This window comes from Neotamlana sedimentorum, assembly GCF_000943565.1.
GTDB classification, from domain to species: domain Bacteria; phylum Bacteroidota; class Bacteroidia; order Flavobacteriales; family Flavobacteriaceae; genus Neotamlana; species Neotamlana sedimentorum.
The window spans coordinates 172,355-189,233 of the sequence record NZ_JTDW01000006.1 but is presented as its reverse complement, the minus strand read 5'-3'; the positions used below and the strand labels follow the sequence as shown (position 1 = coordinate 189,233).

Annotated in this window: 15 protein-coding genes and 2 tRNA genes; 7 read left to right on the top strand and 10 right to left on the bottom strand. The window is 32.4% G+C overall.

The genetic code is table 11. The features are described from left to right. Positions 1 to 20: 20 nt before the first annotated feature. Both clpP and clpX read left to right on the top strand, forming a co-directional pair. Complete coding sequence (clpP, locus tag PW52_RS10355) at positions 21 to 695, top strand: ATP-dependent Clp endopeptidase proteolytic subunit ClpP (RefSeq protein ID WP_044632868.1); 675 nt, start codon at positions 21 to 23, stop codon at positions 693 to 695. A gap of 64 nt (positions 696 to 759) precedes the next feature. After that, positions 760 to 1,992: an ATP-dependent Clp protease ATP-binding subunit ClpX gene (gene clpX, locus PW52_RS10350; protein ID WP_044632867.1), complete on the top strand. Its 1,233-nt coding sequence runs from the start codon at positions 760 to 762 to the stop codon at positions 1,990 to 1,992. Between the two features lie 162 nt (positions 1,993 to 2,154). Here clpX and PW52_RS10345 read toward each other — a convergent pair whose 3' ends face one another. The 3 genes from PW52_RS10345 to PW52_RS10340 all read right to left on the bottom strand — a co-directional run bounded on the left by PW52_RS10345 (position 2,155) and on the right by PW52_RS10340 (position 4,413). Continuing rightward, on the bottom strand, positions 2,155 to 2,364 hold the full coding sequence (locus PW52_RS10345) for an OmpA family protein (RefSeq protein ID WP_082050892.1): 210 nt from the start codon (positions 2,362 to 2,364) through the stop codon (positions 2,155 to 2,157). 73 nt (positions 2,365 to 2,437) lie between these two features. After that, positions 2,438 to 2,602, bottom strand: a complete 165-nt coding sequence (locus PW52_RS17545; RefSeq protein WP_165586772.1) for a hypothetical protein — start codon at positions 2,600 to 2,602, stop codon at positions 2,438 to 2,440. A 296-nt stretch (positions 2,603 to 2,898) separates the two neighbouring features. Continuing rightward, positions 2,899 to 4,413, bottom strand: coding sequence for a GH3 auxin-responsive promoter family protein (locus PW52_RS10340; RefSeq protein ID WP_044632865.1), 1,515 nt, complete (start codon positions 4,411 to 4,413; stop codon positions 2,899 to 2,901). 42 nt (positions 4,414 to 4,455) lie between these two features. Here PW52_RS10340 and PW52_RS10335 point away from each other — a divergent pair, with 42 nt between their 5' ends. After that, the gene (locus tag PW52_RS10335; protein WP_044632864.1) at positions 4,456 to 5,250 is read left to right on the top strand and encodes a DUF2797 domain-containing protein; all 795 of its coding nucleotides are present in this window, start codon (positions 4,456 to 4,458) and stop codon (positions 5,248 to 5,250) included. Positions 5,251 to 5,359: 109 nt separating this feature from the next. On the opposite strand, the gene rpsU is transcribed toward PW52_RS10335, so the two are convergent. The 4 genes from rpsU to PW52_RS10315 form a co-directional block, all read right to left on the bottom strand. Beyond that, positions 5,360 to 5,554 (bottom strand): 30S ribosomal protein S21, encoded by a 195-nt coding sequence (gene rpsU / locus PW52_RS10330; protein WP_044632863.1) that lies wholly within the window; start codon positions 5,552 to 5,554, stop codon positions 5,360 to 5,362. 40 nt (positions 5,555 to 5,594) lie between these two features. Next, complete coding sequence (locus PW52_RS10325) at positions 5,595 to 6,458, bottom strand: sigma-70 family RNA polymerase sigma factor (RefSeq protein ID WP_044632862.1); 864 nt, start codon at positions 6,456 to 6,458, stop codon at positions 5,595 to 5,597. A gap of 152 nt (positions 6,459 to 6,610) precedes the next feature. Beyond that, positions 6,611 to 9,280, bottom strand: a complete 2,670-nt coding sequence (locus PW52_RS10320) for an AsmA-like C-terminal region-containing protein (RefSeq protein WP_044632861.1) — start codon at positions 9,278 to 9,280, stop codon at positions 6,611 to 6,613. 124 nt (positions 9,281 to 9,404) lie between these two features. Continuing rightward, complete coding sequence (locus PW52_RS10315) at positions 9,405 to 10,109, bottom strand: queuosine precursor transporter (RefSeq protein ID WP_044632860.1); 705 nt, start codon at positions 10,107 to 10,109, stop codon at positions 9,405 to 9,407. Between the two features lie 72 nt (positions 10,110 to 10,181). On the opposite strand from PW52_RS10315, the gene folK reads away from it, so the two are divergent. Next, a complete protein-coding gene (folK, locus tag PW52_RS10310) occupies positions 10,182 to 11,312 on the top strand; it encodes a 2-amino-4-hydroxy-6-hydroxymethyldihydropteridine diphosphokinase (RefSeq protein WP_044632859.1) in 1,131 nt (376 codons plus the stop codon). On the opposite strand, the gene PW52_RS17165 is transcribed toward folK, so the two are convergent. The 3 genes from PW52_RS17165 to PW52_RS10295 are packed head-to-tail and all read right to left on the bottom strand — an operon-like array spanning position 11,276 to position 13,667. Continuing rightward, positions 11,276 to 12,412 (bottom strand): DUF6688 domain-containing protein, encoded by a 1,137-nt coding sequence (locus PW52_RS17165; RefSeq protein ID WP_052823457.1) that lies wholly within the window; start codon positions 12,410 to 12,412, stop codon positions 11,276 to 11,278. The genes folK and PW52_RS17165 overlap by 37 nt on opposite strands. 56 nt (positions 12,413 to 12,468) lie before the next feature. After that, complete coding sequence (locus tag PW52_RS10300; RefSeq protein WP_240475177.1) at positions 12,469 to 13,125, bottom strand: class I SAM-dependent methyltransferase; 657 nt, start codon at positions 13,123 to 13,125, stop codon at positions 12,469 to 12,471. A gap of 2 nt (positions 13,126 to 13,127) precedes the next feature. Beyond that, positions 13,128 to 13,667, bottom strand: a complete 540-nt coding sequence (locus PW52_RS10295; protein ID WP_044632858.1) for an RNA methyltransferase — start codon at positions 13,665 to 13,667, stop codon at positions 13,128 to 13,130. 217 nt (positions 13,668 to 13,884) lie between these two features. On the opposite strand from PW52_RS10295, the gene mutS reads away from it, so the two are divergent. The 3 genes from mutS to PW52_RS10280 all read left to right on the top strand — a co-directional run bounded on the left by mutS (position 13,885) and on the right by PW52_RS10280 (position 16,778). Next, a complete protein-coding gene (mutS, locus tag PW52_RS10290) occupies positions 13,885 to 16,497 on the top strand; it encodes a DNA mismatch repair protein MutS (protein ID WP_044632857.1) in 2,613 nt (870 codons plus the stop codon). A 98-nt stretch (positions 16,498 to 16,595) separates the two neighbouring features. Then, positions 16,596 to 16,667 (top strand) — tRNA-Gly (locus PW52_RS10285). 27 nt (positions 16,668 to 16,694) lie between these two features. Further along, positions 16,695 to 16,778, top strand: a tRNA-Leu gene (locus PW52_RS10280). Positions 16,779 to 16,879 lie beyond the last annotated feature (101 nt).

The window sequence follows — 16,879 nt, the reverse complement described above, 5'->3', positions numbered from 1 at the left end:
CATAAATTCCAAATTAAAATATGGATTACGCAAAAGAATTTGAAAAATTCGCGATAAAAGACCAAGGCATAAGCAGTACATACTACAACAAAATTATAAGTAGCATGTATCCTACTAATTTAACCCCAAACATTATTGAAGAGCGCCAAATGAATATTGCCGTATTCGATGTGTTTTCGCGTTTAATGATGGACAGAATTATATTTTTAGGCACAGGAATTAACGATCAAGTTGCAAATATTGTACAGGCGCAATTGTTGTTTTTAGAAAGTACCGATGCTAATAAAGATATTCAAATTTACATTAACTCTCCAGGAGGTAGTGTATATGCAGGCTTAGGTATTTACGATACCATGCAGTTTATTAAACCAGACGTGGCAACTATTTGTACAGGTATGGCAGCATCAATGGGAGCTGTTTTACTTTGTGCAGGAGCCAAAGGCAAGCGTAGTGGTTTAACACATTCTCGTGTTATGATTCACCAACCACTTGGCGGTGCACAAGGGCAAGCTAGTGATATAGAAATTACAGCTAAAGAAATTTTAACCCTTAAAGAAGAGCTTTATAAAATTATAAGTAAGCATTCAGGGCAAGATTACGACAAAATATACGAAGACAGTGACAGAGATTACTGGATGAAAGCCGATAAAGCTAAAGAATACGGTATGATTGATGAAATTTTAGCCCGTAATTAGAATAAAAATTTGTAAATTTAGTATTGATTTACAGTGATTTACAGTAATAATTAGAAGAGATTTAATGGCAAAGGAAGAATTAGAATGTTCATTTTGCGGTCGTAAAAAGCCAGAAACAAACTTATTAATTGCAGGTTTAGATGCCCACATTTGTGATAGATGTATAGAGCAAGCTCATGGTATCGTTCTAGAAGAGTCGAAGCAAAGCGATGGCGGCGATTTATCTGCAGAGTTAAAATTGCGAAAACCGCAACAAATAAAAGCATTTCTAGATGAATATATTATAGGACAAGATGTTACTAAGAAAGTAATGTCTGTTGCTGTTTATAATCATTATAAGCGTTTATTACAAACGCCGACTAAAGATGATATTGACATACAAAAGAGCAATATTATTATGGTTGGTCAAACAGGTACTGGTAAAACATTAATGGCAAAAACAATTGCTAGAATGTTAAATGTACCTTTAGCTATCGTAGATGCAACAGTATTAACTGAGGCTGGTTATGTAGGAGAGGATGTTGAAAGTATTTTAACGAGATTGCTACAAGCTGCCGATTATAACTTAGAAAAAGCAGAAAAAGGAATTGTTTTTATTGATGAAATTGATAAAATTGCTCGTAAAAGCGATAACCCTTCTATTACTAGAGATGTTTCAGGCGAAGGTGTACAACAAGCTTTATTAAAATTATTAGAAGGAACTGTTGTAAATGTACCTCCAAAAGGAGGTCGAAAGCACCCAGACCAAAAGTTTATTGAAGTAAATACCGAAAATATCTTATTTATTGCTGGAGGAGCCTTTGATGGTATAGAACGTGTTATTTCTAAACGTCTAAACATGCAAGCAGTAGGTTACAGTGCTTCAATGTCTGATGATATTGTAGATCAAAACCATTTACTTCAATACATTATTCCGAAGGATTTAAAAGATTTCGGTTTAATACCAGAAATAATTGGTCGTTTACCAGTGCTTACCTACATGGACCCCTTAGATGCAAAAACTTTAAGAGCAATTCTTACAGAACCTAAAAATGCTTTAATAAAACAATATAGTAAGTTGTTTGATATGGATGATGTCGATTTTAGTATCACTGATGGTGCTTTAGAATTTATTGTTGATAAAGCTATTGAATATAAATTAGGAGCTAGAGGGTTGCGTTCGCTGTGTGAAGAAATTTTAACCGATGCTATGTTTGAATTACCAAGCAGTAACGAGAAAAAATTAAATGTAACTAAGGCCTATGCCGAAGAAAAACTAACGAAAACAACTATGAAAAAGTTAAAAGCAGTTTCATAAATGTTTAATAGTATTAAAAAAACCACGATATTAAAATATTGTGGTTTTTTATAAACCTTCCTTATTTAGTTGTTGTAATTGTATTTTTTCTATTCCTCTACAATTATAACTCAATACGTCTGTTAGCTTGTAAATCTTCATCGGTACAATTATTTTTACAGTTTACCAATGGTTTAGATTATCCATAACCTTTTGATTGTAATCTGTTTTTATCAATACAATTTTTACCAAAAAATTTACGGTGGAAGCAGCACGTTTGTAAGATAATTTTAAGTTATAAGAATCTCTACCTTTATGGTCGGTGAGAGCGTTAATGGCTAACTTTATTGTAGGGTGTTCTTTTAAAACTTTTACCACTTTATTCAACGAAATTGTAGACTTTTTTTTACGCTATATTTATTAAAATCGATACAAATGTTCTCTAAAACAATAGGTAATTCGTCATTTACCTTAGCAATAACAGGTTTTGAGTATGTAATTCTAAGTTTTTATAATATGCTGTTTCAACTCCTTTATAAGCATTAAAAGTGATAGTAGCATCTTTAAAGCCATCTTTTTGGGAGCTTAAATTATATCTTTCAAGGGCTACCTTTAAAGCTAAATTTAGCATCTTCACCAGTGGTTATCCTTTTAATTTCTTCACCATCTTCATTCTTTAAAATAACGGCAGTATTAGTTAATTTTATTTGAGTGTTTAAATCTATTACTTTACCTTCAATACTTTGAATTACTTCATTATTTACTGCGGTATAAATATCATAACTTCCGCGTCCATTTTGTCGGTTGGACGATAAATAGCCTTTGTTTTTGTTTCCTAAAAAATAGGCTACTTCGTCATAAACAGTATTTATAGTGCCGCCTAAGTTTCCTACCGATTTATAACCTGTGGTTTTAGAAATTAATTATTTAACCGTTTAGTTTTAGCAGTTCTTCTAAATAATTTCTAGAATTCGAGAGGCGTGGAATTTTATGTTGTCCTCCCAATTTATTGTTTTGTTTTAACCAGTCATAAAACAAGTTTTCGCGTGCAATATTAATTTTTGGTTCGTTTAAAGTTATATTGTTAAATCGTTTAGCTTCATAATCAGAGTTTAATGATTTTAATGCGTCGTCAAATAATTTAATAAAATTATTAATGTCGCTTGGTGGAGTTTTAAATTCAATTAACCATTCGTGAGCACCTTTTTCTTTGTCTTTCATGAAAATAGGTGCAGCTGTAAAGTCTTTAATGTCACAATGTGTTTCTGCACATACTTGCTTAATAGCATTTTCGGCATTTTCAATAATTAGTTCTTCTCCAAAAACATTAATATGATGTTTGGTTCTGCCAGAAATTTTAATGCGATACGGGTTTAAAGAGGTAAACCTAACCGTATCCCCAATTTTATAGCGCCATAAACCAGCATTAGTTGTTATAATTATAGCATAATTTTTACCGAGTTCTACGTTACTAAGAGGAATAGCATATTCTTGGGGTGTGGCATATACTTCCATGGGAATAAATTCGTAAAAAACACCATAATCTAACATGAGTAATAGTTCATCGGAATTATTTCTATCTTGTATGGCAAAAAAGCCTTCAGAAGCATTGTAAATTTCGTAATAACGAAACCCGGTTTTTGGTAATATTTTTTTGTATTGATCTCTGTAAGGCGTAAAACTTACGCCGCCGTGAAAATAAACTTCCAAATTTGGCCACACATCAAATAAATTATTTTTTCCCGTTGTTTCTAATACGTTATTTAGTAAAACAAGCATCCAGGATGGTACACCTGCTAAACTGGTAACATTTTCGTTTATAGTTTCATTTACAATGGCTTGCATTTTATGTTCCCAATCGCTCATTAGTGATACCTTATTGCTTGGCGTACTGCTAAACTCTGCCCAAAAAGGCATATTGTCAATTAATATAGCGGATAAGTCCCCAAACGAAGTGCCTCTTTCTTTGTATAATTGTTTACTTCCGCCTAAACGTAAACTTTTTCCTTTAAATAACTGGGCATCTTCATTATTGTTTAAATACATACACAGTAAATCTTTACTAGCGGCATAGTGGCAGTCTTCTAGAGACTCCTCGCTTACTGGTATAAATTTACTTTTAGAGCGTGTTGTGCCGCTCGATTTGGCAAACCATTTAATAGGCGTCGGCCAAAATAAGTTGTTTTCGCCTTGTCTTGCGCGTTGTATAATATCTTGCCAGTCGTCGTAATTTTGAATAGGAACACGCTCGGTAAATGTTTTGTAGCTTTTAATTGATGCAAAATCGTATTTTTTACCTAATTCGGTATGTTTTGCAAAATCTAAAAGATTGAATAACAGTTCATTTTGAACCTCGTTAGGGTATTTTAAAAATAGCTCAATTTGATGAATGCGCTTTTTCAAAATCCATGAAGCAATTGAATTTACTATGGTTATTGGCATATTTAGATTATATTTAAGATTTTAAAAATAAGATTTTTTTTTATGACTTACCAAGGCGTGTTAACAAAAATGGAAACGGAGTTTTTAGAGCCAATTAATTATTATTTGGTGTTCGAAAACGACTTTATAAACATGAACCAGTTGTTAAATAAAAGTATAACCTTGCAGTTTGTTAAATACCAATGCTTAAGCTGCGGTTTAAATAAACCTATTTACCGACAAGGGTTTTGCAAAAGTTGTTTTTTCGATATTCCTCAGGCAGCCGATTGGATTATGCGTCCAGAATTAAGTACGGCACATTTAGGTAAAGAAGATCGCGATTTAGAATACGAGAAAAAAGTGCAACTACAACCACATATTGTGTATTTAGCAAACTCTAGTAATGTAAAAGTTGGTGTAACTAGAAAAAGCCAAGTACCTACGCGTTGGATAGATCAAGGTGCGCATGAAGCCATTGAAATTGTTGAGGTGCCTAATCGTTATTTGGCTGGTATTACCGAGGTGGCTTTAAAAGATTACGTTAGCGATAAAACCAATTGGCGAACCATGCTAAAAAACGAAATTGTAGACGAAAATTTAGTAGAATGGCGCGAAAAATTAAAAGGCTATATTCCAGATGAAGCTAAAGCGTATTTTATTGAAAGCAATACCGAAACGAATTTAAATTTTCCAGTGGTAAAATACCCAACAAAACCAAAAAGTTTAAACTTGGTAAAAAGCCAAACTTATACTGGTGTACTTTCAGGAATAAAAGGACAATATTTAATTTTTGAAGACGAAACCGTTTTTAACGTAAGAAGTAATGAAGGTTTGGTGATCGATTTAATTGTAAATTAGTAAGCCTACAACCTACAACCCGTAATTAGAACATAACTGAGTGTAACCGAAATAAATTAAATGTATTTTGGTGCCACCCAGTTTTTTATTATGAGGATTTTTGAAGAATTTATATGTCTTCTTGATCTCTGATACCTTGGATATACGATGCTTTTTGAATTTCACGACGACGCTCTACAGATGGTTTTGTAAAATACTGGTTCTCGCGTAAATTTTGCATTACTTTTACATTACGGTGTTTGCGTTTATAACGCTTTAAAGCACGTTCTATGCTTTCTCCTTCTTTTAAAATGATTTTTAACATATAGTTGTTTTAATTATTAATTATTTAATTGAATTTAGGGTTATCCTAAATAGGTTTTTAATACTTTACTTTTAGAATTATGCCTAAGCCTACGAATAGCTTTTTCTTTTATTTGCCTTACACGTTCACGGGTTAAACCAAAAGCATCCCCAATTTCTTGCAAGCTCATTGGGTGTTTTTGGCTTATGCCATAATAATATCGAATAACTTCGGCCTCTTTGTCTGATAACATGCTTAAAGCCCGATTTACTTCGGTGTTTAAAGAATCTTTTAATAAACCAGCATCTGGTTTAGGCGACTCTGATGATGACACGACATCATATAAATTTGAGGTTTCTCCTTCTTTAAATGGCGCATCCATCGATACGTGTCTGCCAGAAACCTTCATCGATTGCTTAACATCGTTAATTGTTAAGTCGAGTTCGTTGGCTATTTCTTGCGCATTTGGCTCACGCTGGTATTCTTGTTCTAAAAAAGAATACGCCTTTTTTATTTTGTTAATCGAGCCAATTTTGTTCAAAGGTAAGCGAACTATTCGAGATTGTTCGGCTAAAGCTTGTAAAATTGCTTGACGAATCCACCAAACGGCATAAGAAATAAATTTAAAACCTCTTGTTTCATCAAATCGTTTGGCTGCTTTTACCAAGCCAGCATTGCCTTCGTTTATTAAATCGGGTAGTGTTAAACCTTGATTTTGGTATTGTTTAGCCACCGAAACCACAAAACGTAAATTTGCTGTTGTTAGCTTGTCTAAGGCTTTTTGGTCGCCTTTTTTTATTCGCTGTGCTAATTCTACTTCTTCATCGGCAGTAATCATCGAAATTTTGCTAATGTCTTGTAAATATTTGTCTAGCGATTTAGACTCACGGTTTGTTACTTGTTTTGTGATTTTTAATTGTCTCATATATTACAGATGCATTTTTTAAAAAAGTTCTAATCTATAACATAGAGAAATAATCTAATAAACCTAATTTTTAACCATTTTTGTTTAAAATTAGTGCAAAATTGATTAAAAATTAACTGATTTTTAAGTTTTTTTAATGATTTTAAGAATTTTTACTCATCCGTTTTTTTGGTTTTGCTAAATAAACCACCCAATACGTTTTTTACTGTTTCTTTTGTAGAATTGTTTTGTGTTGAGTCTCTTGTTGTCGATTTGCTCGAAACTATATCTTGTAGCACATTTGTAACCGTACTTTTTTGCTCGCTTTTTATGGAATCGGTTTTTGTATTATTACTTCCTATTAAACCTCCAAGCATGTCTTTAACTTTACTTTTTCCTTGGTCTAGTAATTTTTGTTTCTCAATTTCAATAAGTTGAGCGGTAAGGTTTTTTACACCACTTGTTAAATCGGTTTTTACACTCGGACTAGTTAAACTACCACCAATATTGGCAGTAACAGGAATGGTAATGTTGTTAGCTTCTTCGGTATTTATTTTACCAATTAACTGGTTTACTTCGCTTCCTAAGTATTTTGCTGGCACATCTAAAATAGCACTGTATTCTAAACTTTGGTCGAAACCATGAGCTCCAGAAACACTAATGTTAATGTCGTTGTATTTTATATCGAAAGGTTTTACGCTTACTTTTCCATCGGCAAAACTTAAACTTGTTTTTAAATCTTTTAAATCGATTTTACTAAAGTCAATAAAGTTTAAAGCGCCATCTAGCTTAGTTAACAAGGTACTATTTTTTTCTTCAATGTTTGTAGTTAAAAGTTCGGCAAGCGCATTACCCGAAATTGTACTTAGGTTTGGTGCAAGCTCGTTATCTAAATCGCCCGAAAAACTTAAGGTTGTATTTAGTTTACCTTGAAAGAAATTTGCAATTGGAGCAATGCTTTGTAGTAACTCTAAATCTTTAAACGATTGTGCAATATCGAAACCATCGGCACCCAGTTTTAAATTAAAGGTTGGCGTTTCGTTTTTTGTTGATACATCTCCGGAAACTGTTAAACTACCATCGAAAATGGATGATTTTAAGTTTTCGAGTGTGGCTTGTTGATCTTTTATATAAACGGTTCCGCTTAGGTTTTTTAAATTTAAATTATCGTAAACTACGGTGTTGGCGTTGGCGTGAATAATACACTCTAAAAACGCAGGGATTTTTAAAGCTTCACTTGTTGTAGGTTCTTTGTTTTCCGGTGTTTCAACTTCGGCTTCAGTGGTCATAAAATCATTCACTTTAAAAGTGTTCGATTTTATATAAAAATCTCCTTTTAATGTATTATCGCTAAGTAAAAAGCCCATTAAGTTTTTAATATCTCCTGTGGCATTAATGTCACTTTCTCCAGTTTTAGCTTCAAACTTATTTAGTGTAACATCATCAGCTTTTAAACTTAAAGACGCGTTTGTAATATGCAGTGGATTATTTAAATCTTCAGAAGAAAACACAAAATCACTTAAACTAGCGGTTCCACTATTTTTAATTCTAGCATAGGCGTTGGTTTCAATAGCTTCCATATCGAAAGCGGTATTTAAATTAGCTTTTAAAATACCGGTTAATGCTGTTTCCAATTCTATTGGGTAAGCTTTTGTTAGGTTGGCTAAGTTTAAAACACCATTAATATTGGCGTTTACCAACATATTTTTGGTTATATTTTTTAAGGTTGCCGCCGATTTGAATACATCTTGATCTATTTTAAAATCTAACTGATTTATGTTTACATAAGTGTCATCAACATTTCCCGTCGTATTTTTTATTTCGGTATTAAGGTAAATATTATTAATTCCTTTAGGTAAATTGGGATATTTAAACGAGGCGTTATTCGATGTTAAACTAATATCGAGTGTTGGTATGGTTTCTTCTGTAACTTTACCTTTTATTATGGCTTTAACCTTAAAATTTCCTGTGGTTTCAACGTTTTCAATGCTTTTTGAATAGGTTTCAGGTATTAAGGCTAAAAAGTTTTTAAAGTCCGATTCTGGATTTTCAAAAGTGATGTCAATATCTTGTCCGTCATCTAATAATTGCACAAAACCGTCAAACTCAATAGGTAATTGGTTAATGTAACCTTTGTTGTCTTTAAACGTATATTTACTGTTGGCTAAATCTAAACCAATAATAGCATCAAGTTTTATACTGTTATTGTTTAAATACATGGTGCTATCTAAACTAAAACTTACGTTTGTTTGGGTCTTTGTATTTAATTCTGAAGTTTCTGCCGAAAATGTACCATGTCCTTCATGATTTAATTCGGTTAAAAAAAGTTGTATAGCCGTAGCTTCATCTATATAGGTAATGGCACTATTGTTTATGCTGTAATCTTGTATGTCGAAAGTAAAACTACTATTGCTATCTGTTTCTACTTGGTTTTCGTTTTCTTTTGCAATGTCGTAATTAGCATTACCAAATTTATCGGTTTTTATGGTTAAAAGTGCTTCTTCAACAACAATAGATTTTACAGCCAAAGGATCTTCGCTCGCTTTTTTTAGGAGTTCTTTTACATCCATTGTAAAAGCAATGTGTTTTGCCGATACTAGTGTTTCGTTTTCAAAAGGTTTAAAAGTAGTAATTAGTAAATCGTCTACACTAATATGAGCCTTTGGAAAACTTTTTATAAAACTTAAGCTTGCATCTTTAAATTCTACGTTAGCATTAACACTTTCGTTAGCGTAACGTTTTATAATGTCGTTTAATTTGCCTTGAAAGGCAAAAGGAATAATAAGTAAAAGAGCAAATAAAGTAAGTAAAGTTATACCTATAATTTTGAAAATTTTTTTCATAAATAGAGTTTGTGGGGTTAGCGCTGTCGTAGATGCAAATTTATAAGAATTTACGTTGAAAATTTGTTAATGGACGACAACATTATCTTATCATTTTGTTAATATTTTAGCGCATTTGAAGCTTTTAAAGTAAATTAATTTCTTCGTTTGTTTTTAATTTGAAACGTTTTTTAAATAAATACACCCCTAAATATAAAAATGGTGTATCGCAAGCAGCAACAAGCACTTTAAATAAAAAGCCACTAACAAGTAAACCTTTAAAATTTGCCCATTCAATAATACCAAACGAGCATAATAAAAACACAATGGTTAGCGTGTCTATAAATTGCGAAAACCAGGTTGAAAAGTTGTTACGCAACCATAAATGCTTGCCTTTAGTGGTTCGTTTCCAGAAATGATAAATTTGAATATCTACAAACTGAGCAAATAAATAGGTTAACATGCTTGCAAAAACGGCTATAGCCGAATTGCCAAACACTTTTTTAAATAAAACGTCGTTAATGGCCGACCAAGATGTAGCAGGAACAACACTTGAAACATAAATAATTAACAAGGAAAATAGCGAAGCAAAAATTCCAGCTACAACAATATCGTTAGCTCTTTTTTTACCGTAAATCTCACTAATTAAATCGGTTATTAAAAATGTAATTGGATATGGTAATATACCAACCGAAATTTCGAATAGTTTACTGCCAAAAACTTCTATATTAAATGGATACCAATAAAAAAATTTTTGAAATATAAGGTTAGAAACCACCAACGAAGTAATAAATAAAGCGCCCAAAAGTATGTAAATGCGCTGTGCGGCGAGTTTGTTTTTATCTGTCATTTATAATTGTGAATAATTAACTCATGTAAATATAAAGGAATAAAAATTGTTTTAGTTATTTTGCCGTCTTCTATGGATAATATCACAACATATTACATTGCACTTGGTAGTAATAAAGGCGATAAATTTAAAAATTTACAAGCGGCGATACAGGCTATTTACCATCAAATTGGGAATGTGAAATTGATTTCTAAGGTGTATAAATCGGAAGCCTTAGGGTTTAAGAGTGACGATTTTTTTAATTGTTGTCTTATTTTAGAAAGTCAATTTAAATCGGCAAAAGTGCTTCGTACGTTATTAGCCGTAGAAACAGAGTTGGGTAGAACGCGTACTAAAGCAGATGTTTATGAAGCGAGAACTATTGATTTAGATATGGTTTTTGCCGAAGACCAAATTGTCGATACAAAATTACTACAGTTGCCTCACCCCGAAATGCACAAACGTAAGTTTGTTTTGCAGCCTTTAGCAGATATTGCGCCTAAAATAAATCATCCAATATTTAATGCCACGGTTGAAGAATTATTAAACACTTGCGAAGATCAATCGGTATTAGAGCCTTTAAATGTTTGGTTAAAAAACCCTGCTAAAGCTTTCGATTTAGCCAAATTTAATTACATAGCTATTGAAGGTAATATTGGTGCAGGAAAAACGAGTTTAGCAACCAAAATTGCACACGATTTTAATGCAAAATTAATACTAGAACGCTTTGCCGATAATCCGTTTTTACCAAAATTTTATAAAGATGCTTCACGTTATGCTTTTCCGCTTGAAATGTCGTTTCTGGCAGACCGTTATCAGCAAATTAGCGACGATTTAGAGCAGCTCGATTTATTTAAAAATTTCGTGGTTAGCGACTACGATGTATTTAAATCGTTAATATTCTCAAAAATCACCTTACAAGAAGATGAGTTTAAGCTTTATCGAAAATTATTTTACTTAATGTACAAGGATATTACTAAACCAGAATTGTATGTGTATTTATACCAAAATACCGAGCGTTTACAACAAAACATAAAAAAACGTGGTAGAAAATACGAACAAGACATAGCCGACGAATATCTTGAAAAAATTAATACTGGCTATCTCGAGTTTTTAAAAACTCAAACCGACTTTAACGTAAAAATAATTGATGTTTCCGATAAGGATTTTGTTAAAAATAGAGCCGATTATATTTGGGTTTTAGAGCAGGTTTGTGGCGAGTAACCATTTTTAATTTTCTGCTTGTCTGTTGGGTTTAAATATTGCATGGCTATTCTGTTTTCTGGGTTTTTATCAAAACAATAAAGCGTAAATAGAAAAATCCATTCCAAAGGTTTCATTAAAATATAAACCATGTTAGAAACCTTAGGGTTGTTAAATAGGTAATAATGTTTATGAATTTTAGCTCCAATTTTGTTATAATTCTTTCTAAGAAAATAATGTGCTTTAGGCGATTTTTTAAGAATTAATTCTTCGAATGCATTCGAAATTAAAAGCTGCCTGTTGCAAATTATTTTTTCATTATTTCTTTCCCCTAATCTTATAGGTTTTACTATTTTTTTATTGCCTAATGCGCCCACCGAACATAAAAAATGTCCGCCGCAGTTAACATTATCGCATAAATAATCAAGTTGAGAAAAACCATGTTTGTAAGTGTCTGTAAAAGCACGTATTAAGGTGTCTGGTTTTTGTCCGAATAGAAACAATAAAAGCGAGAAAATTATTAATAAAGGAACCAGTAATATGATTAATACGGGATATTTTATTAATGGTTTTAAATATAAAACTTTGAAGCAAATTCTGTCCAATAATTTAATTGAAGCAATTTTATTTTTTTGATTGTGTTCAAGTAATAATAAGTGATTTTCATGAAGTTGAAGTATTAAAAGTAAAATTAATGGGGTGTTGCCAATTAAAATCATTAATCCGCCAAGTTCTATAGGTTTAATATGGAACATCATAATGCCGTTTATTACTAATCCAAGAATTAATAAAGTATTTAAAAGTAGTTCTGGAATGGGAGCAAAAATGGTGGTCCTAAAACTAGAAAAGGCATACGCTATAATGCAAATTATAATAAGTGTATAAACGCCAAATTTGTTTTCGGGTGAAAACGCAGGACTATCAGTGCAGCAGTTGTTTTCTAATCCCCAATCAAAAAACATAAAAAATAAAAACGGAAAACCAATAAAAGTGAGCATTGCTATAGGTTGCCAAATACTCTTTTTAGTTAGTATTTTGCCTCTAACCATATAAGTTATAAAGTTTACTAATACAAGTAGAAAAGGTATGGCTAAAATTATAAGTAAAACTAAAAAGCCCATTATTACATTGGTTTCGAGCTAAGTTATTATTATTCGGGGGTTAAATCAAGTTTTAATTATATTTTAAAAAGTGTTGTAACTATTTCGCCTTTATTATTTTTTAAGATGTGCGAATTAAGTATGGTTTTACTGGTAATATTTAGGTTAAAAGGCGGTTTTAAAATATCTACACCACTTTGTTTTTTAGTTCTGTTTCCTTGGCCCGAAATAATATCGATGTTTGCTGTAAAGTTGCCCGTTGGAATATGTTCGGTAAGTAAAATGTAATTATAATGTTGTAATTTTTTAACAATGAGTTCTATTTCGGCATTCGATAAATGCTGAAGCACTTGTCTTAAAACGATACAATCGGCTTTTGGAAGTTCGTCTTTTGAAATATCGAGACAATTGAATGTTAAGTTTTCGGCTTGAAATCTGGCTTGGTTTCGTGTTATTAATGCCTCAACAATATCGATTGCGATATAGTTTTTTGTGTATTTGTAAAAATGGTTCCCAATATTAAAATCTCCGCAGCCTAAATCGCAAACAGTTATGGGTTTGTCGAAAGATTTAAAAAAACGAGTAACAATTTCTATATACGGATTTATAATTTCGGGATCGTGAGAACCTTCACCCGAATAAAAATCATGGTCGTTTCCTCCCCAAAGGTGCAAGTCGTAAATTTGAGTCATGGCATCTTTTGTTGGCCATGGTGTTTTGGGTTTTTTGTTCAAATTTAGTTTTGTAAAGTTTTCAATTTACTAAAAACATCCCAAACTACTACGCCACAACTCACCGAAATATTTAAGGAATGTTTCGTTCCAAATTGAGGGATTTCAATAACGTAATCGCTTTCGTTTACAACGTTTTGAGCTACACCTTTTACCTCGTTACCAAAAACAAGTGCATATTTTGTGTTAGTCTCAACTGTAAAATCGTTTAACATTGTTGCGTTTTCGGCTTGTTCAATAGCGCAAATTTTTACGTTTTCGGCTTTTAGTTTTTCAATAACGTCATTTGTGTTTTCGGCATATTCCCAACTTACAGTTTCTGTACTGCCTAAGGCGGTTTTGTGAATGTCTTTATGTGGAGGTGTTGCTGTAATGCCGCATAAATATATTTTTTCAACTAAAAAGGCATCACTTGTTCTAAAAACCGAGCCAATGTTGTTTAAGCTTCTAATATTATCTAGAATAATAATTAGAGGTGTTTTTTCTGTAACTTTAAAAGCTTCAACACTTAGTCTGTTTAATTCGCTATTTTTTAGTTTACGCATTACTATTTGTTTTTTATTTCCTTTAAAGCGGAAATCTTATAAAAGTTTTGATATTATTAGGTTTGCAACAACATTGGTAATTGTTGAAAATCTATCGCAAATTGTAAATAAATATCATTTTTCGGTTTAAATAAAAAGTTGAAAATACACTACTTTAGCAATCTTACAATCTCGATAGGTTTCGAAGCAAAAATAACATTTAAAAATCACTTTACAATTGGCGAAAAAAGCGAAAAAAGTAACCCCGTTAATGAAGCAGTATAATGCCATTAAAGCAAAATATCCTGATGCTTTATTGCTGTTTCGTGTGGGAGATTTTTACGAAACTTTTGGAGACGATGCGGTTAAAGCGGCTGGTATTTTAGGTATTATTTTAACCAAACGTGGCGCTGGAAGTGAAAACGAAACAGCTTTGGCTGGTTTTCCGCATCATTCTTTAAATACGTATTTGCCAAAATTAGTAAAGGCTGGAGAGCGTGTTGCAATTTGCGATCAGTTAGAAGATCCTAAGCAAACTAAAACCATTGTAAAGCGTGGTGTTACCGAACTTGTTACACCAGGTGTTGCGCTAAATGATGAGGTGCTCACATCAAAAAGCAACAATTTTTTATGTTCGGTATATTTTGATAAAAAAACGATTGGAATTTCTTTTTTAGATATTTCTACTGGCGAGTTTTTAACTTCACAGGGAAATGCTGAATATATTGATAAGTTAATTCAGAATTTTAGCCCGAGTGAAGTTTTAGTTTCTAAACAGAAAAAAACCATTTTTAAAGACACTTTTGGAGACGATTTACACACCTTTTATTTAGAAGATTGGGTATACCAAACCGATTATGCAAACGAAACTTTAATAAAGCATTTTAATACAAAAACTTTAAAAGGATTTGGAGTAGATGGTTTGCACGAGGGCATTATTGCTTCAGGATCAATTCTTCATTATTTAAGCGAAACGCAGCATAATAAATTAAAGCATATTACTGCAATAGCCAGAATTACTGAAGGTGATTATGTGTGGATGGATAAGTTTACCATTCGTAATTTAGAGTTATATAATTCTACAAATAATAATGCCGTAACGCTTTTAAATATTATTGATAAAACTATTTCGCCAATGGGTGGGCGTATGCTAAAACGTTGGTTGGCTTTACCTTTAAAAAGTAGTGATAAAATTAAGCAACGCCATGAAGTAGTACATTTTTTAAAAACTGAAAACGGCACGCTTCAAAGTATACAAAATCATATAAAACACATTGGTGATTTAGAGCGATTAATCTCAAAAACGGCGACCGGAAAAGTTAATCCTCGTGAGGTTATTCAGCTTAAAAATTCATTAGAAGCTATTGTTCCTATAAAATCGATAGCCTCAAACTGTGAAAACGATTCTTTAAAAGTTATTGGTGATACGTTGCAGGGTTGCGATGTGCTGCGTGAAAAAATAAAACAGACATTAAATGAAGATGCGCCTGTAAATGTTTTAAAAGGAAATACAATTGCAGAAGGATTTTCTAAAGAGTTAGATGAGCTTAGAAATTTATCGCAATCTGGTAAAGATTATCTCGATAAAATGTTGGCGCGCGAAAGCGAGCGCACAGGTATTCCGTCATTAAAAATAGCCTCAAATAATGTTTTTGGATATTATATCGAGGTTAGAAATACACATAAAGACAAAGTGCCCATCGAGTGGGTAAGAAAACAAACTTTGGTTAGTGCAGAGCGTTATATAACTGAAGAATTAAAGGAATACGAAACCAAAATCTTAGGTGCCGAAGAACGTATTTTAGCCATTGAGCAAAAACTGTTTGCCGATTTAGTAAGTTGGATGAATTTGTACATTAAATCGGTACAGCAAAATGCGTTTTTAATTGGGCAGTTAGACTGCTTGTGTGGTTTTGCACAATTAGCAAGCGATAATAATTATGTTTATCCTACCATTGACGGTTCTTTCGAATTGGTAATAAAAGAGGGACGCCATCCAGTTATAGAAAAACAATTACCAATTGGTGAAGCATACATTGCTAACGACATTTTTTTAGATAGAAGAGAGCAGCAAATTATAATGATTACAGGGCCAAACATGTCTGGTAAATCGGCTATTTTGCGTCAAACAGCCTTAATTGTGTTATTGGCTCAAATAGGAAGTTTTGTTCCTGCTAAAGAAGCTAAAATTGGTTTAGTTGATAAAATTTTTACCAGAGTAGGAGCGAGCGATAATATATCGATGGGCGAGTCTACTTTTATGGTAGAAATGAATGAAACGGCTTCAATTTTAAATAATATAAGCGATAGAAGTTTGGTGTTGCTTGATGAAATTGGGCGAGGCACAAGTACTTACGATGGTATTTCCATAGCTTGGGCAATAAGTGAATATTTGCACCAGCACCCCGCGCAACCAAAAACACTGTTTGCAACACATTACCACGAATTAAACGAAATGACTGAAACTTTCGAGCGTATTAAAAACTTTAATGTATCTGTAAAAGAGCTAGAAGATAATGTATTGTTTTTAAGAAAACTGGTTAAAGGCGGTAGTGCACATAGCTTTGGTATTCATGTTGCAAAAATGGCAGGTATGCCACAGTTAGTAATACAACGCGCCAATAAAATTTTAAATCGTTTAGAGAAATCGCATTCAAGTGAAGAACTAACCAATAAGGTGAAAACTTTAGAAAACGATATGCAACTTAGTTTTTTTAATTTAGACGACCCTTTGCTTGAAAATATAAAAGACGAAATTTTAAATACTGATATTGATACACTTACACCGGTAGAAGCATTGATGAAATTAAATGAAATAAAACGGATGCTGGTTAAGAAAAAACATGCCTAAAATTATTTTTATTAATTTTTTAAAAAAGGCTTTGTAATTAAAAGAAAAGGTTTAAATTTGCATCCGCAATCGAGAGGTTGTTTGTTCATTAAAAGACTGCGAAAGTAGCTCAGGGGTAGAGCATCACCTTGCCAAGGTGAGGGTCGCGGGTTCAAATCCCGTCTTTCGCTCTGATACTTTCTAAAATATACCAAGTTGCTGAAGTGGTGGAATTGGTAGACACGTTGGACTTAAAATCCAATGACCATTAGGTCGTGCGGGTTCAAGTCCCGCCTTCAGTACAAAAGCCTTATCTTTTATTAGATAAGGCTTTTTTGTTTTTAAAGTAGATTAAAATACCAGCTAGATTTTAAAAATGTTAAATATAAAAAGGCCGAAATAT

Bases quoted from the DNA above. Each gene is read 5' to 3' on its own strand.
- PW52_RS10315 (WP_044632860.1), bottom strand. From the start codon at position 10,109: ATGACAGATAAAAACAAACTCGCCGCACAGCGCATTTACATACTTTTG.
- PW52_RS10295 (WP_044632858.1), bottom strand. From the start codon at position 13,667: ATGCGTAAACTAAAAAATAGCGAATTAAACAGACTAAGTGTTGAAGCT.
- PW52_RS10335 (WP_044632864.1), top strand. From the start codon at position 4,456: ATGACTTACCAAGGCGTGTTAACAAAAATGGAAACGGAGTTTTTAGAG.
- PW52_RS10340 (WP_044632865.1), bottom strand. From the start codon at position 4,413: ATGCCAATAACCATAGTAAATTCAATTGCTTCATGGATTTTGAAAAAG.
- rpsU (WP_044632863.1), bottom strand. From the start codon at position 5,554: ATGTTAAAAATCATTTTAAAAGAAGGAGAAAGCATAGAACGTGCTTTA.
- PW52_RS10320 (WP_044632861.1), bottom strand. From the start codon at position 9,280: ATGAAAAAAATTTTCAAAATTATAGGTATAACTTTACTTACTTTATTT.
- folK (WP_044632859.1), top strand. From the start codon at position 10,182: ATGGATAATATCACAACATATTACATTGCACTTGGTAGTAATAAAGGC.
- PW52_RS17545 (WP_165586772.1), bottom strand. From the start codon at position 2,602: ATGCTAAATTTAGCTTTAAAGGTAGCCCTTGAAAGATATAATTTAAGC.
- clpP (WP_044632868.1), top strand. From the start codon at position 21: ATGGATTACGCAAAAGAATTTGAAAAATTCGCGATAAAAGACCAAGGC.
- PW52_RS17165 (WP_052823457.1), bottom strand. From the start codon at position 12,412: ATGGGCTTTTTAGTTTTACTTATAATTTTAGCCATACCTTTTCTACTT.
- PW52_RS10325 (WP_044632862.1), bottom strand. From the start codon at position 6,458: ATGAGACAATTAAAAATCACAAAACAAGTAACAAACCGTGAGTCTAAA.
- clpX (WP_044632867.1), top strand. From the start codon at position 760: ATGGCAAAGGAAGAATTAGAATGTTCATTTTGCGGTCGTAAAAAGCCA.